The sequence below is a fragment of the Actinoplanes sp. NBC_00393 genome, from assembly GCF_036053395.1.
GTDB lineage: Bacteria > Actinomycetota > Actinomycetes > Mycobacteriales > Micromonosporaceae > Actinoplanes.
In genome coordinates this window covers 6,866,901-6,892,755 of sequence record NZ_CP107942.1, presented here as the reverse complement: position 1 = coordinate 6,892,755, position 25,855 = coordinate 6,866,901, and the positions used below count along the sequence as shown (strand labels likewise).

The window sequence follows — 25,855 nt, the reverse complement described above, 5'->3', positions numbered from 1 at the left end:
GCCGCTGGGGAGGACGACGATGAACCACGCCGATCGGGTGACCGAGCCCGGTGCCGAGTCCGCGCCGGGTAGCGAGCTGAAGCCTGCCCAGGCCGACCCGGAGCTGGGCCGTGCCGTCGTGGCCGTCACCGCCGACGACCTCGAGCCGGCCGAGCGCCGGCGGCGGGTGGTGCGGCTCATCAGCGACGTCCGGGCCCGCGGCATCGGCCGGCTGTTCCGCCCCAAGGCGGCGCTGCGCTGGATGGCCGACCTGGTGGGGGACGTGGCTCCGCACGTCCCGGTGCGTGACCTCGAGACGCTGCGCCGGCACTTTCCCGGCCTGGACGACGAGGAGCTGGCCGAGCGGCTGATCCGCAACGCCACCCGGGCCACCGCCGGGGTGGGTGCGGCCGGCGGCGGGATCGCGTCGGTCGAGTGGGTGGCGACCCCGACCCTGCTCTCGGCGCCGGTGCTGCTGGCCAGCGAGACGGTCGCCGTGGTGGCGATCGAGATCAAACTGATCGGGGAGCTGCACGAGGTCTACCGGCAGCCGATCACCGGCGGCGCGCCGGAGCGTGCCCTGAAGCTGGTCGAGTCCTGGTCCGGGCAGCGCGGGGTGAACCCGATGATCCCGGGCGTGGGTGTCGCGGCGGTGCTCGGCACGGCGGCCCGCAAGGATCTGCAGAAGACGCTGCTGAAGCGGTTCGGGCGCAACCTCACCACGCTGGGGCCGATGCTCACCGGCGCGGCGGTCGCCAGTTACCTGAACCGCCGGGCGACCCGGGCGGTGGGCGACAAGGTCCGCGAGGACCTGCGCAAGCAGCTCAGTTCGAGCGGGCAGCGCGTTCTCGACGGCTGACCTCGAGCAGCGCGGTGGCGAGCTCGACCGGGCGCCGGGTGCTGACCACCCAGTACGGCGTCGGGTCCTCCGGATCGTCCAGGAGCACCTGCACCGCCGGCCCGATCCAGGCCCGCTGGACCACGAAGGCGAGCGGGTGCGCGCCGATGCCCAGCGCCTCGCGCTTGCCGGCGGCGTCGAGCGCGACCACGTCCGAGATCACCGAGACCGGCAGCCGGGCGTCGTCGACCTGGAACTCGTCGGCGGTGACCGCCACCCGGAGCCGGCCGGCCGGGATCAGCAGCAGCACGGAGAGCGGGAGCAGCACCGCGTACGGCAGCCAGCCGGGCACGTCGGGCAGGCCGAGGACCAGCTCGGTGGCGATGATCGCGCCGGCGGTGAGGGTGGCGGGCCAGGCCCACCACGGCAGGCTGAGCCGTTCTCGGTGGGTCGCATCCGTGCGCGCCGGGGACTCGGGTGTCACCCTCGAAGGGTACGGCGCGCCTCCGCTGCCCGGCACGGCAGGATGGCAGGGTAGGTGCCGCCCGCAGTACCCGTACCGGTGAGGAATCCTCGTTGTGAGCGATGTGGTCATCCAGGTCCGCCGGCTCGACCCGGACCTGCCTCTGCCGGCGTACGCCCATCCCGGTGACGCCGGCGCGGATCTGTTCGCCGCGGAGGAGGTGGAGATCGCCCCCGGCGGCCGCGCCAAGGTCCGGACCGGTCTGGCGATCGCTCTGCCCGAGGGGTACGTGGGCCTGGTGCATCCGCGTTCGGGGCTGGCCGCTCGCCTCGGCGTGACGGTGCTCAACGCGCCCGGTACGGTCGACGCCGGTTACCGCGGCGAGATTATGGTGATCCTGATCAATCACGATCCGGGGAACACCGTCAAGATTTCTCGGGGCGACCGGATCGCCCAACTCGTGGTTCAGCGTGTGGAGCGGGCCGTCTTCGACGTGGTGGAGATGCTCGACGACACCGCGCGCGGGGCAGGCGGGCACGGTTCGACCGGCGGCCACGCAGCGCTGCCCGAGCAGCAGAACTAAACGGAAGGTGGCAGTGATGTTCTCCCGTAAGCGCGATGCCGCTAAGCACGTTCGTGCGGCCGACGCGCCGCCCTCGAAGGCGCTCGCCGACAGCCTGGCCTCCGGCGGGGACGCGCCGGCGCCCGAGTTCGGCCCGTGGGACGCCAAGCACGCGCCGGGCGGGGTGCAGCGACTCGACCTGGGCAGCCTGCAGATCCCGGCGGTCGAGGGCGTCGAGGTGCGGGTGCAGGCCAACCCGGACGGCGGCGTCGAGCAGATCGTGCTGGTGGACGGCGAGAGCGCCCTGCAGCTGGGAGTCTTCGCGGCGCCGAAGACCGAGGGCATCTGGGACGAGGTGCGCGCCGAGATCGCCGAGGCGATGGCCGCCGACGGGGTCAGCCCGCAGGAGCTCACCGGGAAGTACGGGATCGAGCTGGCGGCCCGGGTGAACACCCCGGACGGGCCGGCCGACGTGCGGTTCGTCGGTGTCGACGGCCCCCGCTGGATGGTCCGGGCGCTGTACCAGGGTGCGGCCGCCTCCGACCCGGGCCGCGAGGGCGTGCTCGGCGAGGTGCTGTCCGGCCTGGTGGTGATCCGGGACAACGAGCCCCGGCCGGTCCGCGAGCCGCTGCCGTTGCGCCTGCCGCGGGAGATGGCCGAGCAGGGTCAACAGGCCGAATAGCCGGGAGTGATCCATGTCACCACGATCCATCGGGCGTACCGTGGACCCGAGACCCGCATGGCGTCGAGGAAGGTGACAGCGGAGTCATGACGACCGAAGAGCGCACCGGTCTGCGCAGGTTCCTCAACCGGTTGACAGCGACCGAGGCGGAGCTGGACGCGGAGCAGTTGCAGCGGGACAGCGCCAAGTGCGGCGCCGTCCCGGCTGGGGAGTGTCAGCGGGGTCAGGTCGTTTCGGTGTCAGGGCGACTGCGGACGGTGGCGTACACTCCACGCACCAACCTGCCGACGCTGGAGGCCGACCTCTACGACGGCAGCGACGTGGTCACGTTGGTCTTCCTGGGACGCCGGTCGATCCCCGGCATCGAGCCGGGACGCCAGCTCACCGCGCGCGGCCGGATCGCGGTCCGCGACGACCGTAAGGTGATCTACAACCCGTACTACGAGCTGGAGGCGCCCCGGTGAGTGGCAGCGAGCCGCGCCACGCCGCGCACGAGTCGGTCGAGGAGCGGATCGCCGAGGAGGTCGTCGAGGAGCTGGAGCTTCATCAGGTCCGCAAGGACGATGAGGACGAGCCGCTCCCGTCGATGAGCGAGCAGATCTCCGAGCAGCTCGGCGGGGTCCGCGGGCTGATCGAGTCCAGCCTCCCGGTGCTCGCCTTCGTGGTGCTCAACGTGCTGCTCGGCGAGTCGGTGGTGGGCCTGGAGAAGCGTGAGGCGCTGCTCTGGGCGATCATCGGCTCGGTCGGCTCGGCGGTGGGCATCGGCGCGGTCCGGCTGATCCGCCGGCAGCCGGTGCGACACGCGGTGAACGGCCTGTTCGGCATCGCGATCGGCGCCTGGCTGGCGTGGCGTACCGGGGATGCCAAGAACTTCTACCTGCCCGGCATCCTGCTGACCTTCGGTCAGGCCGCGGTGCTGCTGCTCTCGGTGGTCTTCCGCAAGCCGCTGATCGGGTACGCCTGGGGCATCATGGCCAACAAGGGCCGCCAGGACTGGTTCGGCAACACCCGGCTGTTCCGGACCTTCCAGTGGCTGACCCTGCTCTGGGTGGCCTCACTGTGCGTGCGGGCCGGCATCCAGGCGTACCTGTACGCCATCGGTGAGGCCAACGCGCTCGGCATCGTGCGGATCCTGGTGAGCTGGCCGATCTACGCGGGCACGTTCGCGTTCACCGCCTGGGCGATCCACCGGGTGACGTCAGCCCAGCGCCGGGAGGCCGCCGTCGCCTAGCACCACGGCGCGGATCTGATCCTCGACGTCGCTGGTGCACACGAAGATCAGCTCGTCGCCGGCCTCGAGCGGGTCGTCCGGGGTGGGCACCAGGACCCGTTTGCCGCGCAGGATGGCGACCAGGGCGGCGTCCCGGGGCATCGGCACCGAGCGGAGCGGCTTCCCCTCGTACGGCGCGTCGCGCGGGAGGGTGATCTCGACGAGGTTCGCCTCGCCCTGGCGGAAGGTCATCAGCCGGACCAGGTCGCCGACCGTGACCGCCTCCTCGACCAGGGCGGCCATCAGGCGGGGCTTGCTCACCGCGACGTCCACGCCCCACTGCTCGGTGAACAGCCACTCGTTCTCGGCGCGGTTCACCCGGGCCACCACCCGGGCCACCGCGAACTCGGTCTTGGCGAGCAGCGACACCACGAGGTTGGCCTTGTCGTCGCCGGTGGCCGCCACCACGACGTCGCAGGACGCCAGGTCGGCCTCCTCCAGGCTGCTGAGCTCGCAGGCGTCGGCGAGCACCCACTGGGCCTGCGGCACCCGTTCCGGGCAGAGCTGACGGGGTTGCCGCTCGATCAGCATCACGTCGTGCCCGTTGCCGATCAGCTCCTGCGCGATGGACCGGCCCACGTTGCCGGCGCCGGCGATGGCGATGCGCATGTCAGTTGCCCTCCTTGTCGGCGCGCTCGCAGATGTCCAGTGCCGTGCCGACGGTCTCGTCGGTCACCAGCAGGAAGACCTGATCGCCGTCCTGGAGGACGGTGGAGGGCTGGGCGAGCAGGCCCATCCCGAACCGGGTCAGGTACGCCACCCGCGCGCCGGTCCGCTCCTCCAGCGACTTCACCGGCCGGCCGATCCAGTCCCGGTGCAGCGGCGCCTCCACGATGCTGACCACGCTGGTCGGGTCACGGAACACCTCGACGCGGTCCTCCGGCACCAGGTAGCGGAACATCCGGTCGGCGGCCCACCGGATCGTCGCGATCGTGGGGATGCCGAGCCGCTCGTAGACCTGGGCCCGCCGGGAGTCGTAGATTCGGGCCACGACGCGGCTCACGCCGAACGTCTCGCGGGCCAGCCGGGCCGAGATGATGTTGGAGTTGTCGCCGCTGGAGACCGCTGCGAACGCATCCGCCCGTTCGATGCCGGCGGCCTGCAGCACGTCCCGGTCGAAGCCGATCCCGTTCACCGTCACGCCGCCGAACTCCGAGCCCAGCCGCCGGAAGGACTCGGCGTCGCGGTCGATCACGGCCACGTGATGACCCTGCGCGTCGAGCTTCTGTGCCAGCGTCGAACCGAGCCGGCCGCACCCCATGATCACCACGTGCACGGTTCGTGCCCTCCCGAATCACTACGGACCAGTGTGAGCCTGCCATGCGCTTCTAGCCGACGGTGTCCGGGGCGGGGTACGGGCGTGGTCGCCCGCCCGTACTCTTGGCACTCGTGGCCAGTACCACCTCCCTCGCCAAACGGCTGCTTCTCGGCCGTCCGTTCCGCTCGGACAAGCTGAAACACACGCTGCTGCCGAAGCGGATCGCACTGCCGGTCTTCGCCAGCGACGCGCTCTCCAGCGTGGCGTACGCGCCGGACGAGATCCTGCTGACCCTCTCGATCGCCGGTGCCGCCGCCTACGTGTATTCGCCCTGGGTGACGCTCGCCGTCGCGGTGGTGATGGTGACGGTGGTCGCGAGCTACCGGCAGAACGTGCACGCGTACCCGTCCGGCGGTGGCGACTACGAGGTGGCCACGGTCAACCTGGGGCCGAAGTTCGGGCTCGGGGTGGCCAGTGCCCTGCTGGTGGACTACATCCTGACCGTCGCCGTCTCGGTCTCCTCCGGAGTCAGCAACCTCGGCTCGGTGGTGCCCTGGGTGGCCGAGCACAAGATCGGCGTGGCGATCGCCGCGGTGGTCCTGTTGAGCGCCCTCAACCTGCGGGGACTGCGCGAGTCCGGGACCGCCTTCGCGGTGCCGACCTACCTGTTCATCATCGTGATCGTCGGGATGATCCTCACCGGGCTGGTCCGGGTCTTCATCCTCGGTGACGACCTGCGGGCGCCCAGCGCCGACCTGGTGATCGACGCCGAGGAGCACCACCTCACCCAGATCGGCTTCGTCTTCCTGCTGTTACGGACGTTCTCGTCCGGCTGTGCGGCGCTGACCGGTGTCGAGGCCATCTCCAACGGCGTGCCCGCGTTCAAGCCGCCGAAGAGCAGGAACGCCGCCACCACGCTGATGCTGCTCGGCGGTCTGGCGATCGTCATGCTCTCCGGCATCATCCTGCTGGCCCGGGCCACCCACCTGCAGTACGTGGAGAACGAGAGCCTGCAGATCCTCGCCGGCCCACCGAACTACGTACAGAAGACGGTGACCACCCAGCTCGCCGAGACGGTGTTCGGCTCCGGCTCGGTGCTGTTCATCGTGGTCGGCGCGGTGACCGCGATGATCCTCTTCCTGGCCGCGAACACCGCGTTCAACGGCTTCCCGGTGCTCGGCTCGATCCTCGCCCAGGACCGGTACCTGCCCCGGCAGCTGCACACCCGCGGCGACCGGCTGGCCTTCAGCAACGGCATCCTGTTCCTCGCGGTCGCCGCGCTCGTGCTGATCGTGGCGTTCGAGGCCGAGGTCACCAAGCTGATCCAGCTCTACATCGTCGGCGTCTTCGTCTCGTTCACGCTGTCCCAGGCCGGCATGATCCGGCACTGGAACCGGCTGCTGCGCACCCAGCGGGACCCGGAACGCCGGCGCCGCATGATCCGGTCGCGGGCCATCAACACGTTCGGAATGGGACTTACCGGGGCAGTACTGATCATCGTGCTGATCACCAAGTTCCTGCTCGGCGCCTGGATCGCGATCGCCGCCATGGTGGTGATCTACGGGCTCATGGTGGCCATCCACCGGCACTACACCCGGGTCGCCGAGGAGCTGAAGCCGACCGACGAGCGGCCCGTGCTGCCCTCCCGCAACCACGCGGTGGTGCTGGTCAGCAAGGTGCACATGCCGACGCTGCGGGCCATCGCGTACGCGCAGGCGACCCGGCCGGACACGCTGACCGCGGTGACGGTGAACGTGGACGACAACGACACCCGCAACATCCAGGAGGAGTGGGAGCGGCGTCAGGTGCCGGTGCCGCTGACCGTGGTCGACTCGCCGTACCGGGAGATCACCCGGCCGATCATCGACTTCGTGAAGGGCGTGCGCCGCTCCTCGCCGCGCGACGTGGTCACCGTCTTCGTGCCGGAATACGTGGTCGGCCGCTGGTGGGAGAACCTGCTGCACAACCAGAGCGCGCTGCGGATCAAGGGCCGGCTGCTCTTCGAGCCGGGCGTGATGGTCACCAGCGTGCCGTGGCAGCTGCGCTCCAGCCAGGACCGCGATCTGGAGCGGCTGGACCGCGGTCTGAGCCGGGCACCGGCCCGCGGCCCGCGCAACCGGGCCGAGGAGGCCGAACCGTTCGGCAACGACAGGGAGCCGTCATGACCGAGCTGGTCGAGGGCGACCGGGTCGAGGTGACCGTGGGCGCGCCCGCCCACGGTGGGCACTGCGTGGCCCGGATCGGCGGACCGCACGGCCGGGTGATCTTCGTCCGGCACGCGCTGCCCGGCGAGCGGGTCACCGCCGAGATCACCGAGTTGCACCGCGGCTATCTGCGGGCCGACGCGGTGGAGATCCACGAGGCCTCCCCGGACCGGGTCACCCCGCCCTGCCCGTTCGCCCATCCGGGTGGTTGCGGCGGCTGCGACCTCCAGCATGCCACCGAGGACGCGCAGCTGCGGTGGAAGACCGCGGTGGTCCGGGAACAGCTGGGACGGCTGGCCGGGCTCAGCCCGGAGGATCAGGACCGGATTTTCGTACGCGTGGAGCCGCTCCCCGGCCCGTCCGGACCCGATCGGCTGCTGGGCTGGCGCAGCCGGATCCGCTACTCGGTGGACGCCGCGGACCGCCCGGGCCTGCTCAAGCACCGCTCCCACGAGGTGGTGGCGATCGACCGGTGCCGGATCGCGCACCCGGCCATCCAGGAGCTCGACCTGCTCAAGCGGACCTGGCCGGAGGCGGACGGTCTGCAGGCGGTCGCGAGCACCGGCGGTGAGGTGGCGGTGCTCGCCAGCCGGTCACCGCTGACCGGGGACGATCTCACCGATGCCCCGTCGGGTGGGGGACTGGTCCGGCTCTCCGGGCCCGAGGAGGTCACCGAGGTGGCCGGTGGGCGTGCTTGGCACGTACCCCCGGAAGGTTTCTGGCAGGTGCACCCGGCCGCCGCCGACACGCTTGTCGGTGTGGTGCTGAAGATGTTGCGGCCCGCCGAAGGCGAGGTCGCGTGGGACCTGTACGGCGGCGCCGGGCTGTTCGCGGCGGCCCTGGCCGCTCGCACCGGCGCCCGGACCACAGTGGTCGAGTCCTCCTCGATCGGGGTGGCCGCGGCCCGTGCCAACCTCGGCGGCCTGCCGAACGTGGAGATCGTCACCGCCAAGGTGGATGCCGCGCTGAGCCGGCGGCGGGTCACCGGCCCGGTCGACCTGGTGGTGCTGGACCCGCCGCGGGCCGGCGCCGGCGCGAAGGTGGTCAAGGCGGTGGCGGCGGCCGGGCCGCGCGCGATCGCCTATGTGGCGTGCGACCCGGCGGCCCTGGCCCGGGACTTGAAGACGTTCCGGGCCGAGGGTTACACCGCCACCGGGATCCGGGCCTTCGACTGCTTCCCGATGACTCAGCACGTGGAGTGCGTGGCGCTGCTGGAGCCGGAGGTCAGCTCCTCGCGCGCCCGCTGAGCCACCACGATCAGGCGGTCCAGGGTGTCCCGGGTGCGGGCCAGCTCGTCGATGTGCCGGGAGAGCCGGTCGCGTTCCAGGGCCATCCGGTCCAGGGCGGCGTCCGAGTTCTCCTCGCTGGGGGACTCGACGCAGGGCATCAGGTCGGCGATGGTCCGGCTGGACAGGCCGGCCGCGTAGAGCCGCTGGATGAACTCCACCCGCTCGACTTCCTTGTCGCCGTAGAGCCGCTGGCCGCTCGGGCTGCGCACGCTGGACAACAGGCCCTGCTCCTCGTAGTAGCGGACCGAGCGGACGCTGACGCCGGCCCGGGCCGCGAGCTCACCGATGCGCAATTCTGTGGCCTCCGTAACCTTGCCTCTGACGTCAGTGTGAGGTTTTAGCGTAGCCGCATGACGAAGCTCTTCAGCGGGTTCCCGCTCGGCAACCTGTCGCTGCCCAACCGGATCGTGATGGCCCCGATGACGCGGGTCCGTGCCGCCGCCGGTGGTCTCGCCACCCCGTCCATGGCCGCCTACTACGCGCAGCGCGCCACCGCCGGCCTGATCGTGAGCGAGGGCGTGCAGCCCAACGCCGTCGGGCAGTCCAATCCGGGCACGCCGGGCCTGCACACCGATGCCCAGGTGGCCGCCTGGCGGCCGGTGACCGATGCCGTGCACGCCAGCGGCGGCCGGATCTTCGCCCAGGTGATGCACGGTGGCCGGGTGTCACATCCGGACACCACCGGGCTGCAGCCAGTCGGGCCGTCGGCCGTTCCGGCGATCGGTGACGTGTTCACGCCGAGCGGGCCGCAGCCGGCGCCGGTGCCGCGGGCGCTGGCGCTCGAGGAGGTGCCGGAGCAGGCCGAATCCTACGGGTCGGCCGCGCGGCGGGCCGTCGAGGCCGGATTCGACGGGGTCGAGCTGCACGGCGCCAACGGGTACCTGATCTCGCAGTTCCTGTCGTCGAACGCGAACCTGCGCACGGACCGCTACGGCGGGCCGGTGGCGAACCGGATCCGGTTCGCCGTCGAGGCGGTGGAGGCGGCCGTCGATGCGGTCGGCGCAGCGCGGACCGGTATCCGGCTGTCCCCCGCGGGCACTTTCTGGGGCGTCCAGGAGTCCGACATTCCGGAGATGTACGCGGCGTTGCTGCGCGAGCTGGCCCGGCTGGAGATCGCCTACGTGCATCTGGAGGCGACCGCGGACGAGGAGGTGCTGATCGAGCTCCGGCGGGCCTGGCCAGGCGTGCTGATCATGAACCCGGTGCTGCCGATGGGGCCGAAGCAGACCGGCCGGACCGAGGCCGAGCACTGGCTCGGGCTGGGCGCGGATCTGATCAGTTTCGGGCGGGCGTTCGTCGCCAACCCGGATCTCGTGGAGCGGCTGCGGATCGGCCTGCCGCTGGCCCCGGTCGAGGAGGCGACGTACTACCAGGGTGGTGACGCCGGCTACCTGACGTATCCGGCGTACCAGTACGCCGCCTGAGCTCGACCGGGCCGCGGAGCGGTCAGGCGGTGGCGCGCTCGGCCGCGGTGACGGCGTTGCGGAACAGCATCGCAACCGTGGTCGGGCCGACGCCGCCGACCCGCGGGGTGATCGCGCCGGCCACCTCGGCGCAGGACTCGTCGACGTCCGGCAGCAGGCGGCGGCCCTCGTAGCGGACGCCGGCGCCGATCACGACCGCGCCGGGCTTGACGTGCTCGGGCTGGATGATGCCCGGAACGCCGGCGGCGGCGATCAGGATCTCGGCGCGCTGGGTGTAGCGCGGCCAGTCCTTCACCCCGGTGTGCACGACGGTGACCGCGGCGTTGGCGGTCGGCCGCTTCTGGGCCAGCAGCATGGCGAGCGGCCGGCCCAGGGTGGCGCCGCGGCCCAGGATGACCACCTCCCGGCCGGAGACCTCGATCTCGTGGAAGGCGAGCAGCGCCTCGATGCCGGCCGGGGTGCAGGGCAGCGGGCCGGGCAGGCCGACCGCGAGCCGGCCCATGTTGAGCGGGTGCATCCCGTCGACGTCCTTGTCCGGGTCGAGGGTCTGCAGGGCGGCGTCGTAGTCCAGGTGGGCCGGGATCGGGTACTGGATCAGGACGCCGTGCACGTTCTTGTCGTCGTTGAACTCGGCGATCACCTTGAGCAGGTCGGCCTGCGTGACGTCGCCGCTGAGGTGCTGGTGCGGCGAGGCGAAACCGAGCTCGGCGGCCTGCTTCTGCTTGATCCGGATGTAGCCGGCACTGGCGTCGTCGTCGCCGACCAGGATGGTGGCCAGGCTGGGCTGGACACCGCGCTCCTTGAGCGCGGTGACCCGCGCCTTGACGTCGGTGAGCACGGACTCGGCGACCGGGGCGCCGGGAAGCAAACGGGCAGACATGTGCGACTCCTCAACCGGGGAGCCCAGGCGGTCGACTCCTCGTGACGCGCTCCCCGATGGTTCGACCATCCCCGTGCCGCCAGTCGCTGCTTGCCTCCCAGGATGCCGGACGGCGGGCTCGTCCGGCCAACCGGGGTGGCCGGACGGGGGATGTGAGGGTTGTGTGGAGGATCGGCTCTGCCCGTTCGCTCCAGTCGCGGAAAAGCGAGGCCCGGATAGACTCCACGCTCATGAGCGACTCCCCCTCGACCTCGGCCGGCCTGCTGTCCAGCATCACCGCTCCCGGTGAGCTGAAGCGACTGACCCCAGAGCAGTTGTCCCTGCTCGCGGCCGAGATTCGTGACTTCCTCGTGGCCAAGGTCTCGCGTACCGGCGGGCACCTCGGTCCGAACCTCGGTGTGGTCGAGATGACCCTCGCCCTGCACCGGGTGTTCGACTCGCCACGCGACCGGATCCTGTTCGACACCGGCCACCAGGCTTACGTACACAAGATCGTTACCGGCCGGCAGGACGGCTTCGACCTCCTTCGCCAGCGCGGCGGTCTCACCGGGTATCCGAGTCAGGCGGAGAGCGAGCACGACCTGATCGAGAACTCGCACGCCTCCACCGCCCTGTCGTACGCGGACGGCCTCGCCAAGGCGTTCACGCTGCGCGGCGAGGACCGGCACGTGGTCGCGGTCGTCGGTGACGGCGCGCTGACCGGTGGCATGTGCTGGGAGGCGCTGAACAACATCGCGGCCACCCGCAACAAGCTGGTCATCGTGGTCAACGACAACGGTAGGTCGTACGCGCCGACCATCGGCGGTCTCGCCGACCACCTCTCCACGCTGCGCCTCAACCCGGGCTACGAGCGGGTGCTCGACCTGGTCAAGGACGCGCTGGGGCAGACCCCGGTGGTGGGCAAGCCGGTCTTCGAGGTGCTGCACGCGGTCAAGAAGGGCATCAAGGACGCGGTCAGCCCGCAGCCGATGTTCGAGGACCTGGGCCTGAAGTACATCGGCCCGGTGGACGGCCACGACCAGCTGGCGATGGAGTCCGCGCTGCGCCGGGCCAAGGGCTTCAACGCCCCGGTCATCGTGCACGCGGTCACCAAGAAGGGGTACGGCTACCGGCCGGCCGAGCAGGACGAGGCGGACTGCCTGCACGGTCCGGGCGCGTTCGACCCGCAGACCGGCGCGCTGACCGCCAAGCCGTCGCTGAAGTGGACGAAGGTCTTCTCCGAGGAGCTCGTGAAGATCGCCGACGAGCGTCCGGACGTGGTCGGCATCACCGCCGCGATGGCCGAGCCGACCGGCATCGCCGCGCTCGCCCAGAAGTACCCGGAGCGGACCTACGACGTGGGCATCGCCGAGCAGCACGCGGCGACGAGCGCGGCCGGCCTGGCGATGGGCGGGCTGCACCCGGTGGTGGCGGTCTACGCGACCTTCCTGAACCGGGCGTTCGACCAGGTCCTGCTGGACGTGGCGATGCACAACCTGCCGGTGACCTTCGTGCTGGACCGGGCCGGGATCACCGGGCCGGACGGGCCGAGCCACTACGGCATGTGGGACATGAGCGTCTTCGGTGTGGTGCCCGGCCTGCGGATCGCCGCGCCGCGCGACGCCGCGACGCTGCGCGAGGAGCTGCGTGAGGCGGTCGCGGTGGAGGACGGCCCGACGATCGTGCGGTTCCCGACCGGTTCGGTCGCGCCGGACACCCCGGCGCTGCGCCGGGTGGGGCAGGTCGACGTGCTGCGCGAGACTGGGCCCGACAAGGGCGGCCGCAAGGACGTGCTGGTCGTCGCGGTGGGCTCGTTCGCGGGCCTGGGGCTGGACGTTGCGGAGCGCATCGCCGAGCAGGGGTACGGCGTGACGGTCGTCGACCCGCGCTGGGTCCGTCCGGTGCCGATCGAGCTGACCGGCCTGGCCGCCGCGCACCGGTTCGTGGTCACCCTCGAGGACGGCGTGCGTGCCGGTGGCGTGGGTGACGCGGTGGCGAGCGCGCTGCGCGACGCCGGGGTGACCGTCCCGCTGCGCGACTTCGGCGTGCCGGTCGGCTTCCACCCGCACGGCACCCGCGCGGAGATCCTCTCCTCGCTGGGCCTGACCGCGCAGGACGTGGCGCGGGACGTGACCGAGTGGGTGTCCCGTCAGGAGGCCGCAGTGCCGGTTGAGGAGCCGCAGACCACGCTCTGAGGCCCCGTCGCGCGCTTTCGTTACGGAACCGTTACCTTTGAGGTATGGGTGCGGAGTCGTACGGCCAGACCATCGTCATCGATCTCGGTCTGGAACGCGGTGAACCCGAGTCGTATCACCGGCCAGGGCGGCGCACCACGTCGCCCTGGTTCGGCCCGGCGATCGTCGCGGTCCTGGCGCTCTTCGGCCTGACCACGTCGGTTCCGCCGGCTCCGCCGCTGCTCACCGAGGTGCTGCGGGTGCCGATCGGACCGGGCGACCCGTACACCATCGATGCCGACCGTCTGCTGGTCCAGTCGACCGGGCAGCTCAGCTCGTACCGGCTGGCGGACGGTGAACGGGTCTGGCAGATCGCGCAGGACCAGCCGGTCTACCGGCTGCGGATCGGCGGCGGCGTGCTGCTCCTGCGGCCGTGGAACACCGGCCGGGAAGAACGCGGCACCACGGCGATCTCGCTCGACACCGGCGCCCGGGAGTGGCACAACGCCCGCAACGTCGTCTCCTTCCCCGGGACCGGGCTGCTCTTCGCCGTGGAGGGCGTCCGCAGCAACTCCGGCAGCGGCCGGCGGGTGCAGAACACGGTCGAGGTGCTCGACCCGCACGTCGGCCTGGCCCGCTGGCGGGTCGAGGTGCCCAACACCGCGGTGCTGCTCAGCGTGCCCGGTTCGCTGTCCCGGATCATGCTGGTCCGCGACGACCAGACCGCCGACCTGTACGACGTGCCGACCGGCGCCCATCTGGCCAGCCAGAAGTTCCCGGTCGCCGACTACGACCCGGAGAACCCGGTGGTGGCCGGCGGCGCGGTGCTCCTCCGGCATCCCGGGCGGGGCTCGATCCGGGTCTCCGCGTACGACCCGGCGACGCTGCAGCTGCTGTGGAGCGTGCGCACCCCGAACGTCCAGCGGGTCAAGCCGTGCGGCAAGCTGGCCTGCCTGATCGGGCCGGACGGCATCCGGGCCGTCGACCCGGTCACCGGCGCCGAGCGCTGGCGGCAGGCCGGCTGGCACGGCGTCGAGCAGTACGGCACCCGCGTGGTCGCCTTCTCGTCCAGCAACACCAGCGACCCGGTCGCCGTGATCGACCCGGCGACCGGCCGGATCCTCGCCGACCTGACCGGGTGGACCCCGGTCCCCGGCCGGACCGCCGGCGGCGAACTACTGGTCACCAGGGAGATCGGGCCGGGTCCGCGTACCATGGTCGCGGTCGTCGCCCCGGACCTTGATCGTCCGCGGCTGCTGGCCGAGCTCCCGCCGGGCACCGGGGACTGTCAGACCGCCCCGGACCGGCTGGTCTGCCGGTCGATGTACGGCGAACTGCTCGTCTGGACCTACCGGACGAGGGGAGCGGGCTGACCGCGTACCGGTGAAGGGTGGGGCGTGACGCTGATCGAGCTGGACCGCGACGCCCCGCTCGACCCGGAGGCCGGCCGGCGCCCACCGCCCTGGCGGTACCGGCATGCCGGCCTGCTGGTGGTGGCGGTGCTGCTGATCGCGCTCGGCGGCGCGGCGCCCGGACCCGCGGTGCTCTGGCGCTATCTCGGCGCGATCGACGCGAAGGACGCGGTGAGCCCGATCCAACTGGCCGGCGGCCGGCTCTACACGGTCACCTCGACCGGCCGGGAACGCGCGGTGACCGCCTGGGAGATGACGCAGCCGGCCCGGCGCTTGTGGACCGTCCAGGTGCCGATGACCCGGGGACACGACCCGGCGCAGAGCATCTTCGGCTCGATCAGGGTGCAGCGCAGCGGCGACCTCGTGCTGCTCTCCGAGAGCCTGGCCACCACGGCCGTGGATACCGCCACCGGCCGGACCCGGTGGACCTCGCCGGTCCGGATCACGGTCGCCGGCGGCGTCGGGTACACGGTCGGATGGATCTTCCGGCCCGGCACCGCCTACGACGAGAGCTCCGGCGACCCGGGCGCGCTCTACTTCTCCGCGGACGGGGAGGCGCACACCGAGCCGCCGGTCCGCACCGAGTTGCGCGGGGTGGACCTGGCGACCGGCAAGCAGCTGTGGGCGTACGCGGCGGCCGGTGCGGCGACGGTCGACCCGGCGCCGGGCACGCCGGCCGCCCTGTTGATCACCTCCTCCGACCGGCTGACCCTGCGCGCCGTGGCCACCGGTGACGTGCTGGCCGAGACCGAGCTGGTCCGGATCGACGGCGCCTGGCCGACCAGCGCCTCGGTCGTCGGTGACGTGGTGCTCGTCGAATACCAGGAGGCCGCCCGGGAACTGGTCTACGAGGCCCGGACACTGCGCCGGATCTGGCAGCGCGAAATCTCCCCGATGCTGCCGGACGCGGTGGACTGTCAGGACGTCCTGTGCTCGGCGGACGGCGGCGAGACCTGGGTGCTGGATCCGGCGACCGGCCGTCCGGTCTGGCCGGTGACCGAGGCCGACCGGCTCTACCGGCGGGCAGGCTATCTGCTGGAGACGGACGCGGCGACCGGTGCGCCGGTGCGCCTGGTGGACCCGCGGACCGGGGCGAGCCGGGTCGACCTGGAGGGCTGGGCCGAGGAGGTCGGCGGCGCCACCGAGGACGGGCCGCTGCTGCTGCGACGGGGCGGGGCGGCCGGCGGCCAGACGTTCGGCGTGGTGCTGCCCGGACATCCCGAGGTACGCCTGCTGGGCACCGCCGAGGTGGCGCCGGAGGAGTGCGCCGCCGACGAGCATCACCTGGTCTGCCGGGACGAAGCGGGGCTGCGAATCTGGGCGTACCGCATCTGACCCTCTCCCGGCAGAATGAGGGCCGGGAGGCTTGCGGTGAGCGGTGTCCTGATCGACCTAGGTGATGTGGCGCGCCGGGAGTCACAGGCGGCGGCCGAGACCGTCGCGCCTCCCGTGCCCTACCGCCTGCTGCTGGCGTTTCTCTCCGTCCTGCTCCTGATCTCGCTCGCCGGATCCGCGGCCCACGCCGATCCGGTCCGGCCGGTGATCGTTCCGGCCGTGCTCGGCGACACCATGCGAGTGGCGGGCGACCGGCTTTTCGTGATCAGCCGCTCCGAGGTGGAGGGCCGGCGGACCATCCGGACGTACGCGCTGCCCGACGTGACCCTGCTGTCCCGGCACACCGTCACGGTCCACGGCGACGTGCTCGGCGTCAGCTCGGCCGGGGACCTGCTGCTGGTGACCGTGCAGGACGAGCGGACCATCACGTTCGGCACGATCGCGCTGCGGCCCGGCGCGGATGAGCCGCTCTGGCAGCGGCCGGCCCGGTTGCAGGGTGTCTCGGTGGCCGACGGGCTGGCGCTGGTCCGCGAGGAGGGCGCGGCCTTCGGTGACGCCGACTGGCACGGCGTCGACCTGCGGACCGGGACGGTGCGCTGGACGGTCCACCAGGGCGACCGGGACGACGTCGCGGTGTCCCGCTACGACGGCGCCTACCCGCAGTGGCTGTACGTGCTGACCGGGGACGGGCGGCTGGTGGCCCGCGACGCGCGTACCGGGCGGGTGGTGGCCGAGGCGCACGTGCCGGAGCGCCGGGACACGACCACCTCGCTCTGGCCGGCCGGAGACCTCGTGCTGATCGGTGCCGGCGGGTCCGGGACCACGGGATACGACATCACCGACGGGCTGGCGCCGAGCTGGCACACCGGCATGAACCTGAGCTGGTACCGCGGGCCGTCCCAGTGCGGGGACCTGATCTGCGCGTTCCTGCCGCAGCGCGGCATCCTGGTGATCGACCCGGTGTCCGGGCGCGAACGCTGGTCGTCGGACCGGTGGGACTTCGCCGAGCGGATCGGCGCGCACCTGCTGACCGGGATGCCGGACACCGCGTACCCGAGGCTCTACGTCCTCGACGCGCAGACCGGTGACGTGCTCGCCGACATGGGGCTCTGGCAGAGCGCCGGTCCAGGTCCGGAGCCCGGGACGGCCTACGTGCGGCGCACGGTCAGTGGCGAGGACCGGCTCTGGTACGGCGTACTGCTGCTGGACCGGCACCGGATCCGCGTGCTCGGGTCGGCCGACCGCGTCGCCGGCGACTGCCACTTCACCGTCGGGGTGCTGGTCTGCCGGCGGATCGACGCCTCGGTCGGGGTGTGGCGCCTTCGGTAGCCTTTCACGTATGCGGGTGCTGGTGGTGGAGGACGAGCGGAACCTGGCCGACGCGATCGCGCGTGGCCTGCGCCGCAAGGGTATGGCCGTCGATGTGGCGTACGACGGTCTCGAGGGCCACGAGATGGCGTACGTGACCCGCTACGACGTGGTGGTGCTCGACCGGGACCTGCCCGGCATGCACGGCGACGACATCTGTGCGGCGCTGGTCGAGTCCGGCACCCTGACCCGGGTGCTGATGCTCACCGCGAGCAGCACCGTCGCCGACCGGGTCGAGGGCCTCGAGCTGGGCGCCGACGACTACCTGGCCAAGCCGTTCGCCTTCGAGGAGCTGGTGGCCCGGGTGCAGGCGCTGGGCCGGCGGGCCACCCCGGCCGCGCCACCGGTGCTCACCGTCGGCAACCTGGTGCTCGACCAGACCCGCCGGGTGGTGACCCGGGCCGGTGCGCCGGTCGACCTCACCAACAAGGAGTTCGGGGTGCTGGAGGAGCTGCTCAAGGCCCGCGGCGGGGTGGTGTCCAGCGAGGAGCTGCTGGAGCGGGTCTGGGACGCCAACACCGACCCGTTCACCACGACCGTGCGGGTCACCATCAACACCCTGCGCAAGAAGATCGGTGATCCGCCGCTGATCGAGACCGTCGTCGGCGCCGGCTACCGGGTTCCCGAACCGGTCGTGGCCTCGTGACCGTCTACCTCGGGCGGACCCGCCGGCCGCTGCGGCTCCAGCTGCGGCCCACGCTCCGGCTGCGGCTCACCCTGCTCAACGGCATCCTGCTGGTCGGCGCCGGGGTGGCGCTGGTGCTGCTGGCCTGGCTGCTGGTCAGCGAGTCGCTGCACCCGGTCGACGAGCTGAAGGCCGGGTCCATGGTGACCCTGGCCGACGGCAGCCCGCGGGAGGCGCTCGGCTGGCAGACCGACATGGTTGCGCGGGCCTCCCAGGAGCTGCTGCTCAAGGGCCTGAGCGCGCTGGTCGCCGTCGGCATCATCGGGATCGCCGGGGCGTACGCGGTGGCCGGCCGGGCCCTGCGACCACTGCACAGCGTGACCCAGACCGCGCAGAGGCTCGGCGAGGAGACCCTCGACCAGCGGATCCGCTACTCCGGAGCGGACGACGAGGTGGCCGAGCTGGCCCGCACCTTCGACGCGATGCTGGACCGGTTGGCGGCCGCGTTCGAGTCGCAGAAGAGGTTCGTCGCGAACGCCTCGCACGAGCTGCGGACCCCACTCGCCGTGATGCGTACCGAGATCGACGTGACGCTCAGCGACGACGAGGCGGACGTGGCCGAGTACCGGCGGATGGCCAAGGTGGTCCGCAACGCGTCGGAGCGGGCCAACGGGCTGGTGGACGCGCTGCTCGTCCTGGCCCGGTCCGAGGCGCAGTCCGGGCGGCGGCTGGTCCGCAAAGTGCCGGCCGACCTGGCGACCAGCGTCTACAACGCGCTCTCCGCGGTGAAGGCCGAGGCCGAGCGGATGAAACTGGACGTCAGCACCGAGCTGGAACCGGCGCCGGTGGTCGGCGACCCGAGCCTGCTGGACCGGCTGGCCGGCAACCTGATCGAGAATGCGATCCGCTACAACCACCTGCTGGGCAGCCTGTGGCTGCGCACCGGGTCGGTGAACGGGCAGGCCCAGCTGGTGGTCGGGAACACCGGATACGAGGTGGAGCCGGCCGACGTACCCGGTCTGTTCGAGCCGTTCCAGCGGGGCGGCTGGGAACGGACCGGGTCGCGCGGCTCCGGGCTCGGGCTGTCGATCGTCCGCGCGGTCTGCGACGCGCACGGCGGCACGGTCTCCGCGGTGGCCATCGAGGGCGGCGGCCTGGAGGTCACCGTCTCGCTGCCGGCCGCGGACACCACCCCGGTGGTCGCCGCGACCGCCAGCGTGCCGCGTGTGCGTTCCTAGCTGCTTCTCGTCTCGATCTCGGCGCGTAGCTCCGGGAAGTCGGCGAGCACGTCGGGTGCCGTCTTGCCGTAGAAGATGATCATGCCGACGCTGCCTGCGTCGGCCCAGCCGCAGACAGCCAGGTCGCCGTCCGGGTCGGAGCTGGTGCCGCACTCCGCGACGCCGCCCAGCGAACCGGTCTCGACCGCGGTCACGTCCTTGACGTCGCCGAACTCGCGGAACGAGGCGGTCAGCTCGGCTCGCGGCGAGATGACCGTGGCCCGGGTGGCCAGGGCGGCGATCATGTCCTTCTCGGGGTCGCCCCAGAAGCCGGCGAACGAGTCCTTGGCGCCCGGCATCGAGGCCAGGCCGTCCTCCATCTGCTGCGCGAGCTTGTCGAACTCCGCGCTTTCCAGCTTGGCCAGACCGCCGAGCGTCGCCGGCTCGGCGATGGCGATCTTCGCCGCCTCGGCGCCGGCGTCCTCCACGGTGTTGCGGGCGAACAGGACGGCGGCGGTGACGCCACCGATGCAGAGCACCAAGACGATGCCCACCGAGATCAGCACGATCGGCAGGACCCGCGACTTCTGCTTCGGAGGTGGAGGCGGCGGGAGCGGGTATCCGGGCGGGCCGTACTGCGGGTGCGGCTGCTGCTGCGGCTGGGCGTAGGGCTGCTGCTGCGCGTAAGGCTGCTGCTGCGCGTAGGGCTGCTGCTGCGCATAGGGCTGCTGCCCGTAGGGCTGCTGCGGCTGAGCGTAAGGCTGCGGCGGATGGTAGGGCTGAGGCTCGCCCGGGGGCGGGGGGTAGGTCATCGAAGCTCCGTAGCTGTGAAGTCGGTGGATCCTACCGGCCCGGACCGACACAAACGGATGCCCCGCACCTGACGGCACGGGGCATCCGGGAGGAACTACGCAGGTCAGGCGCGGACGTTCGCCACACCGTTCGGCAGGAAACGCTTGCCGGTGACCCGCTCGGCGGTGCCGCTGCGGTCCAGGTACGCCGTGACGCCACCCAGGTGGAACGGGTAGCCGGCGCCGAGGATCATGCACAGGTCGATGTCCTGCGCCTCGGCGACCACGCCCTCGTCCAGCATCAGGCGGATCTCCTCGGCCAGGGCGTCGAGCGCCTTCTGGCGTACCTCATCGGCGGTCAACGGCGCCGAGCCGGTCTCCAGAAGCGCGACCACCTCGGGGTTGATCTCGTCGTCGACCATGACCGGCAGGCCGGCGTCGACGATCTTCTTGAGGTTGGGGCTGTCCTTGAACCGGTCCGGGAACGCCGCGTGCAGCGTCTCGCCCACGTGGTAGGCGACCGCCGGGCCGACCAGCTGGAGCAGCGCGATCGGGCGCATCGGCAGACCCAGCGGGTCCATCGCCACGTTCACCACGTCCAGCGGGGTGCCCGCGTCGACGGCCTGGAAGATCTCGCTGGTGACCCGGGTGAGCAGGCGGTTGACCACGAACGCCGGGGCGTCCTTGACCAGCACCGACGACTTCTTCAGCTGCTTGCCGACCTCGAAGGCGGTGGCCAGCGTGGCGTCGTCGGTCCGCTCGCCCCGGATGATCTCCAGGAGCGGGAGGACCGCGACCGGGTTGAAGAAGTGGAAGCCGACGACCCGCTCCGGGTGCTCCAGGTCGGCCGCCATCTCGGTGATCGACAGCGAGCTCGTGTTGGTCGCGAGGATCGCCTCCGGGGAGACGATCTTCTCGAACTCGGCCCAGATCTGCTTCTTCAGGTCGAGGTTCTCGAAGACCGCCTCGATCACGAAGTCGGCGTCGGCGAAGACCGACTTGTCCACCGAGCCGCTGATCAGCAGGCGCAGCTTGGCCGCGGTGCCCTCGTCCATCCGGCGCTTGGCGACCAGCTTGTCGATCTGGTCGGTGACGTAGGCGACGCCCTTGTCGACCCGCGTCTGGTCCAGGTCGGTGAGGACCACCGGCACCTGCAGGCGGCGCAGGAAGAGCAGCGCCAGCTGCGAGGCCATCAGGCCGGCGCCGACGATGCCGACCTTGGTGACCTTCCGGGCCAGGGACTTGTCGGGTACGCCCACCGGCCGCTTCGCCCGGCGCTGCACCAGGTCGAACGAGTACAGGCTGGCGCGCGACTCGTCACCCATGATCAGGTCGGCGAGCGCCTCGGTCTCGGCCGCGGTGCCGTCCTCGAACGACGCCTCCTTGGCCAGCGCGAGCAACTCGATCGCCTTGTTGGCCGACGGGACAGCGCCGTGCAGCTTCTCGTCGAGCTGCTGCTTGGCGAACCAGAGCACGCCGTCCCACATCTCCCGATCGATCTCGGGACGCTCGACGGTGACCTTGCCCTGCACCACGCCGGCCGCCCAGGCGAGCGAGTCCTCGAGGAAGTCGGCCGCCTCGAAGAGGGCGTCCGCGACACCCATCTCCCTGGCCTGCTTCGGGCGCAGCACCTTCTGGGTCAGCGGGTTCTGCAGGATGACCTGCGCCGCGCCGGCGATGCCGATCAGGTTCGGCAGGATCTGGCTGCCGCCCCAGCCGGGGATCAGGCCGATCGCGACCTCGGGCAGGCCGAGCGCCGCCGCGCCGGTGGAGACCGTGCGGTAGTGGCAGTGCAGGGCGACCTCGAGGCCGCCGCCGAGCGCCGCGCCGTTCACGAACGCGAAGGTCGGGATCTCGCTGTTCTTGAGGCGGGCGAAGACCCGGTGGCCGAGCTCGCCGAGCGCCACGGCCTGGTCCCGCGAGGAGATCAGCGGCATGCCGGTGATGTCCGCGCCGACGCAGAAGATGTACGGCTTGCCGGTCACCGCGATGAACGCCGGGTTCGCCTCGGTGGCCGCGGTGATCGCCTCGTCGAGCGACTTCAGGCCGGCCGGGCCGAAGCTGTTCGGCTTCTTGTGGTCGAAGCCGTTGTCCAGCGTGATGAGGGCCGCGGGCTTCTCGAGCCCCGGCACCTGGACCAGGCGGACGATCGCCTTGGTCACTACCTCGTTCGGGTTCTCGATCACTTCGCGCCTTCCCAGTACGGGTTCTCCCAGATCACGGTGCCGCCCATGCCGATACCGATGCACATGGCATTGATGCCGTAACGGACGTCGGGGCGCTCGGCGAACTGCCGGGCGAGCTGCGTCATCAGGCGGATGGCCGAGGACGCCAGCGGGTGACCGATGGCGATCGCGCCGCCCCACGGGTTGACCCGCGGGTCGTCGTCGGCGATGCCGTAGTGGTCGAGGAAGGCGAGGACCTGGACGGCGAAAGCCTCGTTCAGCTCGAACAGGCCGATGTCGTCGATGGTAAGGCCGGCCTTCTTCAGCGCCTTCTCGGTCGACGGGATCGGGCCGTAACCCATGATCTCCGGCTCGACGCCGACGAACGCGTAGGACACCAGGCGCATGGCGACCGGCAGGCCCAGCGCACGGGCGGTCTTCTCGTCGGCCAGGATCGCCGCGGTCGCACCGTCGTTCAGGCCGGCCGCGTTACCCGCGGTGACCCGGCCGTGCGGGCGGAACGGGGTCTTCAGCGTGGCCAGCTTCTCCAGCGACGTCTGGCGCGGAGCCTCGTCGACCGTGGCCAGGCCCCAGCCCTGCTCGGCGCTGCGGATCGCGACCGGCACCAGGTCCGGCTGGATCTTGCCGTCGGCGTACGCCTTGGCGGTCTTGACCTGGGAGTTCAGGCCGTACTTGTCGGCCCGCTCCTTGGTGATGTGCGGCAGGCGGTCGTGCAGGTTCTCCGCGGTCGAGCCCATCACCAGGGCGGACGGGTCGACCAGCTTCTCCGCCAGGATCCGCGGGTTGGGGTCGACGCCTTCACCCATCGGGTGCCGGCCCATGTGCTCGACGCCACCGGCGATGGCGATGTCGTACGCACCCATCGCGATGCCGCCGGCCACATTGGTGACCGCGGTCATGGCGCCCGCGCACATCCGGTCGACGGAGTAGCCCGGGGTGGTCTTGGGCAGACCGGAGAGCAGCGCGGCGGTCCGGCCGAGGGTCAGGCCCTGGTCGCCGATCTGCGTGGTGGCCGCGATCGCGACCTCCTCCACCTTCTCCGGCGGGAGGTTGGGGTTCCGCTTGAGCAGCTCTCGCATGCAGCGGATCACCAGGTCGTCGGCGCGGGTCTCGGCGTACATGCCGCCCGCCTTGCCGAACGGGGTGCGGACGCCGTCGACGAAGACGACCTCGCGTACTTCACGGGGCACAGCAAGCCTCCTTGCGGGCGTGAACCCAAATGTGTCGGCAATGCTACTCGCCAGTAACTAGAGGCTGCCAGGGCATCCGCGAATTGGTCACATCCCCTTATGCGGGACCTGGTGCCGGGTCCGGCAGCACCTCGCTGAGCTGGGCGGCCAGCAGGCCCACCTGCCAGTTGCGGGCGCCGAAACCGAGCAGCGTGTCGCCGACCGTCCGGTCGGTGATCTCATCCGGCGGCGACCAGGCCAGGCGGCGTACGAAGTCCGGGCTGATCAGATTCTCCGGCGGCAGGTTGTGCTTCTCGGCGGTGCCCACCACGATCTGCCGGCACCTCGCCAGCCGGGCCGCGGCGACCGGGTCACGCTCGGCCCATCGATGCGGCGGGGGCGGACCGTCCACCGGCTGGTTCACCGGCAGCGCCTCGTCCGGCAGCGACCGGGCCTGGTCGAGCGCGTCCAGCCAGATCCGGGCCAGCCGGCGTACCGACCGGCCACCGAAGCCGGGGATGCCGAGCAGGGTGCGCTCGTCCTTCGGATCGGCCTCGGCCGCCGCGACGATCGCCGAGTCGGGCAGCACCCGGCCTGGCGCGGAATCCCGGCGGGCGGCGATGCCGTCCCGCGCGTACCAGAGGGCGCGCACCCGTGACTGGGCCCGCGCACCGCGCACCCGGTGTATGCCGGAGGTACGGCGCCAGGGATCGGGGCGGACCTTGGGCGGCCGGTCGGCGCCGGCCACCAGGGCCGCGAACTCCTCGGCCGCCCACTCGGTCTTGCCCTGCCGGTCCAGCTCGGCCGCGAGCACGTCGCGCAGGTCGGTGAGCAGCTCCACGTCGAGCGCGGCGTAGGTCAGCCACGACTCCGGCAGCGGCCGGGTCGACCAGTCCGCCGCCGAGTGGTGCTTCTCCAGCGAATAGCCGAGCAGCTGCTCGGTCAGCGCGGCCAGCCCCACCCGCTCGAACCCGGCCAGGCGCGCGGCCAGCTCGGTGTCGAACAGCCGGCGCGGTTTCATGCCGAGCTCGGCCAGGCACGGCAGGTCCTGGCTGGCGGCGTGCAGCACCCACTCGGTGTCCGCGAGAGCCAGGTCCAGGGTGCGCAGATCGTCCAGCGGAAGCGGGTCGAGCAGCACCGTGCCGGACCCGGCGCGGCGCAGTTGTACCAGGTAGGCGCGTTGCGTGTAGCGATAGCCGGAGGCGCGTTCGGCGTCCACAGCGACCGGGCCGGAGCCCGAGGTCATCCGGGAGACGACGTCGGCCAGCTCGGCCGCGGTCTCCACCGGACGCGGGGTGCCGTCGCGGGGTGCGGTCAGTGGTGTTGCCTCGGGGCCGCCAGAATTCGGGCCGGGCGGCACTGGGTGCGGTCCGTCCCCTGCTGTGTCCGGCGAGTCCCGACGGCGCAGGGGTGCATCGTCGGTCACTCCGTAACCGTACGGGGGTGGCACCCCTGCTGTGCGCAGCCGGGGTCCGGCGCGTCATTTCGATCTTGCTCGGAGTTCATCCGGAGAGCGTTCCGCTGCGTATCACTTGTCAGCGCCGAGACCTGGGGAGGCCGCGCCCGATGTCCGCAAGCTATGAGCCCTTCACCCCTGCCAACGGATCCGATCACTACCGATCCGGTGGGCGGCGGCGTGCGGACGAGCGCTGGAACGGCGAACCGGCCTGGAACTCGGCACCGGTCCAGGAGGAGCCACGCTGGTCCTATTCGCAGCAGCAGGCCCAGTACGAGCAGCCGCAGTATCAGCAGTACGAGCAGTGGCCGCAGCAGCAGCAGTGGGCTTCCCAGCAGCAGCCGGAGCCGCAGTGGCCGGCTCCGCAGCAGCAGCAGTGGGCCGTACCCGAACCGCAGCTCGCCTCCCCGGCCGCGTCGGCCACCGGGCGCACCGGCCGCGGTCGCGTCATGATCATCGCCCTGGTGGCAGCGCTGCTGGCGGTCTCCGCCTGGCAGGCGTTCCGGGTGGAAAGCATGATCAAGAGCAGCTCCGACCTGGCCTCGGCGGTCACCGCGGAACAGGGCCGCACCCAGGAACTCGAGAAGCAGCTCGCCACCGTCTTCGACCCGGAGGGCATCTCCTCGGCCGTGCTCCCCAGCGTCTTCCGGGTCCGCGCCGGCGACTTCACCGGCACCGCGTTCGCGGTCGGCAAGACCGACGGCGGCGACACCAACCTGTTCACCAACTACCACGTGGTCGAGGAGGTCTTCGCCGGCGGCGACCGCAAGGTCACCCTGGAACGCGGCGAGACCCGCATCGAAGCCACCATCGTCCGGGTCAACGAGGGCCGCGACCTGGCCCTGCTCCGCGCCGACCAGGACATCAAGGCGCTGACGCCGGCGCCCGGCGAGGTCAAGTCCGGCCAGCAGGTGGTCGTGGTCGGCGCGCCGCTCGGCCTGGAGGACTCGGTCACCACCGGCGTGATCAGCGCCTTCCGCAAGGGCAGCGCGGAGGGCCCGACCATCCAGTTCGACGCCCCGATCAACCCGGGCAACTCCGGCGGCCCGGTGGTCAACTCCAGCCGGCAGGTGGTCGGCATCGCCACCGCTAAGGCGCGCGACGCCGAGGGCATCGGCCTCGCCATCCCGATCGAGACCGCCTGCAGCACCCTCAAGGTCTGCGCCAACAATTAACTCCTCCGATGTACGGGGTTGGCGCGCCCGTCCCGCGAAGCCGTGCCCGTCCCGCCGAGCTGCTTCCCGCGCTGGGCTGAGTGGGTGGCGGCTGGGTGGGTTGGGCCGCCGGTGAGGCA

24 protein-coding genes and 1 riboswitch are annotated in these 25,855 nt (G+C 71.7%); of the genes, 15 read left to right on the top strand and 9 right to left on the bottom strand.

Translation table 11 applies throughout. The features are described from left to right. Positions 1 to 19: 19 nt before the first annotated feature. On the top strand, positions 20 to 838 hold the full coding sequence (locus tag OHA21_RS31880; protein ID WP_328461202.1) for a hypothetical protein: 819 nt from the start codon (positions 20 to 22) through the stop codon (positions 836 to 838). Here OHA21_RS31880 and OHA21_RS31875 read toward each other — a convergent pair. Further along, entirely contained in the window at positions 804 to 1,301 is a 498-nt protein-coding gene (locus OHA21_RS31875; protein ID WP_328461200.1) for a DUF3093 domain-containing protein, read from the bottom strand. The two genes, OHA21_RS31880 and OHA21_RS31875, sit on opposite strands and share 35 nt — an antisense overlap. 94 nt (positions 1,302 to 1,395) lie before the next feature. Here OHA21_RS31875 and dut point away from each other — a divergent pair, with 94 nt between their 5' ends. The 4 genes from dut to OHA21_RS31855 all read left to right on the top strand — a co-directional run bounded on the left by dut (position 1,396) and on the right by OHA21_RS31855 (position 3,755). Next, positions 1,396 to 1,863, top strand: coding sequence for a dUTP diphosphatase (gene dut / locus OHA21_RS31870; protein WP_328461198.1), 468 nt, complete (start codon positions 1,396 to 1,398; stop codon positions 1,861 to 1,863). 16 nt (positions 1,864 to 1,879) lie between these two features. Beyond that, complete coding sequence (locus OHA21_RS31865) at positions 1,880 to 2,524, top strand: DUF3710 domain-containing protein (protein WP_328461196.1); 645 nt, start codon at positions 1,880 to 1,882, stop codon at positions 2,522 to 2,524. An 86-nt stretch (positions 2,525 to 2,610) separates the two neighbouring features. Then, positions 2,611 to 2,988, top strand: coding sequence for an OB-fold nucleic acid binding domain-containing protein (locus tag OHA21_RS31860; RefSeq protein WP_328461194.1), 378 nt, complete (start codon positions 2,611 to 2,613; stop codon positions 2,986 to 2,988). Continuing rightward, positions 2,985 to 3,755 carry a DUF3159 domain-containing protein gene (locus OHA21_RS31855; RefSeq protein ID WP_328461192.1) on the top strand — a complete coding sequence of 257 codons (771 nt, stop codon included), beginning with the start codon at positions 2,985 to 2,987 and terminating at the stop codon, positions 3,753 to 3,755. The genes OHA21_RS31860 and OHA21_RS31855 overlap by 4 nt, the downstream gene beginning before the upstream one ends. Here OHA21_RS31855 and OHA21_RS31850 read toward each other — a convergent pair. After that, positions 3,723 to 4,403: a potassium channel family protein gene (locus tag OHA21_RS31850; protein WP_328461190.1), complete on the bottom strand. Its 681-nt coding sequence runs from the start codon at positions 4,401 to 4,403 to the stop codon at positions 3,723 to 3,725. The genes OHA21_RS31855 and OHA21_RS31850 overlap by 33 nt on opposite strands. 1 nt (position 4,404) lies before the next feature. Beyond that, positions 4,405 to 5,070 (bottom strand): potassium channel family protein, encoded by a 666-nt coding sequence (locus tag OHA21_RS31845; RefSeq protein WP_328461188.1) that lies wholly within the window; start codon positions 5,068 to 5,070, stop codon positions 4,405 to 4,407. 113 nt (positions 5,071 to 5,183) lie between these two features. On the opposite strand from OHA21_RS31845, the gene OHA21_RS31840 reads away from it, so the two are divergent. Next, positions 5,184 to 7,217 (top strand): APC family permease, encoded by a 2,034-nt coding sequence (locus tag OHA21_RS31840; protein WP_328461186.1) that lies wholly within the window; start codon positions 5,184 to 5,186, stop codon positions 7,215 to 7,217. After that, a complete protein-coding gene (locus OHA21_RS31835) occupies positions 7,214 to 8,503 on the top strand; it encodes a class I SAM-dependent RNA methyltransferase (RefSeq protein ID WP_328461184.1) in 1,290 nt (429 codons plus the stop codon). The genes OHA21_RS31840 and OHA21_RS31835 overlap by 4 nt, the downstream gene beginning before the upstream one ends. Here OHA21_RS31835 and OHA21_RS31830 read toward each other — a convergent pair. Further along, positions 8,443 to 8,838 (bottom strand): MerR family transcriptional regulator, encoded by a 396-nt coding sequence (locus OHA21_RS31830; RefSeq protein WP_328461182.1) that lies wholly within the window; start codon positions 8,836 to 8,838, stop codon positions 8,443 to 8,445. The two genes, OHA21_RS31835 and OHA21_RS31830, sit on opposite strands and share 61 nt — an antisense overlap. 57 nt (positions 8,839 to 8,895) lie before the next feature. On the opposite strand from OHA21_RS31830, the gene OHA21_RS31825 reads away from it, so the two are divergent. Further along, positions 8,896 to 9,969 carry an alkene reductase gene (locus OHA21_RS31825; RefSeq protein WP_328461180.1) on the top strand — a complete coding sequence of 358 codons (1,074 nt, stop codon included), beginning with the start codon at positions 8,896 to 8,898 and terminating at the stop codon, positions 9,967 to 9,969. Between the two features lie 22 nt (positions 9,970 to 9,991). Here the strand turns inward: OHA21_RS31825 and OHA21_RS31820 are convergent, their stop codons facing one another. Further along, positions 9,992 to 10,849, bottom strand: a complete 858-nt coding sequence (locus OHA21_RS31820; protein ID WP_328461178.1) for a bifunctional 5,10-methylenetetrahydrofolate dehydrogenase/5,10-methenyltetrahydrofolate cyclohydrolase — start codon at positions 10,847 to 10,849, stop codon at positions 9,992 to 9,994. A 14-nt stretch (positions 10,850 to 10,863) separates the two neighbouring features. Then, a riboswitch (ZMP/ZTP riboswitch) is annotated at positions 10,864 to 10,946 on the bottom strand. A 133-nt stretch (positions 10,947 to 11,079) separates the two neighbouring features. On the opposite strand from OHA21_RS31820, the gene dxs reads away from it, so the two are divergent. From dxs to OHA21_RS31790, 6 genes are read left to right on the top strand one after another with little or no spacing between them, the layout of a single operon-like run. Further along, positions 11,080 to 13,023 (top strand): 1-deoxy-D-xylulose-5-phosphate synthase, encoded by a 1,944-nt coding sequence (gene dxs / locus OHA21_RS31815; RefSeq protein WP_328461176.1) that lies wholly within the window; start codon positions 11,080 to 11,082, stop codon positions 13,021 to 13,023. Positions 13,024 to 13,067: 44 nt separating this feature from the next. After that, complete coding sequence (locus OHA21_RS31810; protein ID WP_328461174.1) at positions 13,068 to 14,375, top strand: outer membrane protein assembly factor BamB family protein; 1,308 nt, start codon at positions 13,068 to 13,070, stop codon at positions 14,373 to 14,375. 24 nt (positions 14,376 to 14,399) lie between these two features. Continuing rightward, positions 14,400 to 15,749: an outer membrane protein assembly factor BamB family protein gene (locus OHA21_RS31805; RefSeq protein ID WP_328461172.1), complete on the top strand. Its 1,350-nt coding sequence runs from the start codon at positions 14,400 to 14,402 to the stop codon at positions 15,747 to 15,749. A gap of 36 nt (positions 15,750 to 15,785) precedes the next feature. After that, a complete protein-coding gene (locus OHA21_RS31800; protein ID WP_328461170.1) occupies positions 15,786 to 17,078 on the top strand; it encodes an outer membrane protein assembly factor BamB family protein in 1,293 nt (430 codons plus the stop codon). A 10-nt stretch (positions 17,079 to 17,088) separates the two neighbouring features. Next, the gene (locus OHA21_RS31795; protein ID WP_328461168.1) at positions 17,089 to 17,763 is read left to right on the top strand and encodes a response regulator transcription factor; all 675 of its coding nucleotides are present in this window, start codon (positions 17,089 to 17,091) and stop codon (positions 17,761 to 17,763) included. After that, on the top strand, positions 17,760 to 18,980 hold the full coding sequence (locus OHA21_RS31790; protein ID WP_328461166.1) for a sensor histidine kinase: 1,221 nt from the start codon (positions 17,760 to 17,762) through the stop codon (positions 18,978 to 18,980). The genes OHA21_RS31795 and OHA21_RS31790 overlap by 4 nt, the downstream gene beginning before the upstream one ends. Here the strand turns inward: OHA21_RS31790 and OHA21_RS31785 are convergent. The 4 genes from OHA21_RS31785 to OHA21_RS31770 form a co-directional block, all read right to left on the bottom strand. Continuing rightward, positions 18,977 to 19,771: a hypothetical protein gene (locus tag OHA21_RS31785; RefSeq protein ID WP_328461164.1), complete on the bottom strand. Its 795-nt coding sequence runs from the start codon at positions 19,769 to 19,771 to the stop codon at positions 18,977 to 18,979. The genes OHA21_RS31790 and OHA21_RS31785 overlap by 4 nt on opposite strands. Positions 19,772 to 19,875: 104 nt before the next feature. After that, the gene (locus tag OHA21_RS31780; RefSeq protein ID WP_328461162.1) at positions 19,876 to 21,936 is read right to left on the bottom strand and encodes a 3-hydroxyacyl-CoA dehydrogenase NAD-binding domain-containing protein; all 2,061 of its coding nucleotides are present in this window, start codon (positions 21,934 to 21,936) and stop codon (positions 19,876 to 19,878) included. Continuing rightward, a complete protein-coding gene (locus OHA21_RS31775) occupies positions 21,933 to 23,126 on the bottom strand; it encodes a thiolase family protein (protein ID WP_328461160.1) in 1,194 nt (397 codons plus the stop codon). Before OHA21_RS31775 ends, OHA21_RS31780 begins: the two co-directional genes overlap by 4 nt. 97 nt (positions 23,127 to 23,223) lie before the next feature. Beyond that, positions 23,224 to 24,531: a ribonuclease D gene (locus OHA21_RS31770; protein ID WP_328461158.1), complete on the bottom strand. Its 1,308-nt coding sequence runs from the start codon at positions 24,529 to 24,531 to the stop codon at positions 23,224 to 23,226. 140 nt (positions 24,532 to 24,671) lie between these two features. Between OHA21_RS31770 and OHA21_RS31765 the strand changes: the two genes are divergently transcribed. After that, a complete protein-coding gene (locus OHA21_RS31765; protein ID WP_328461156.1) occupies positions 24,672 to 25,736 on the top strand; it encodes a S1C family serine protease in 1,065 nt (354 codons plus the stop codon). The last annotated feature ends 119 nt before the right edge of the window (positions 25,737 to 25,855 follow it).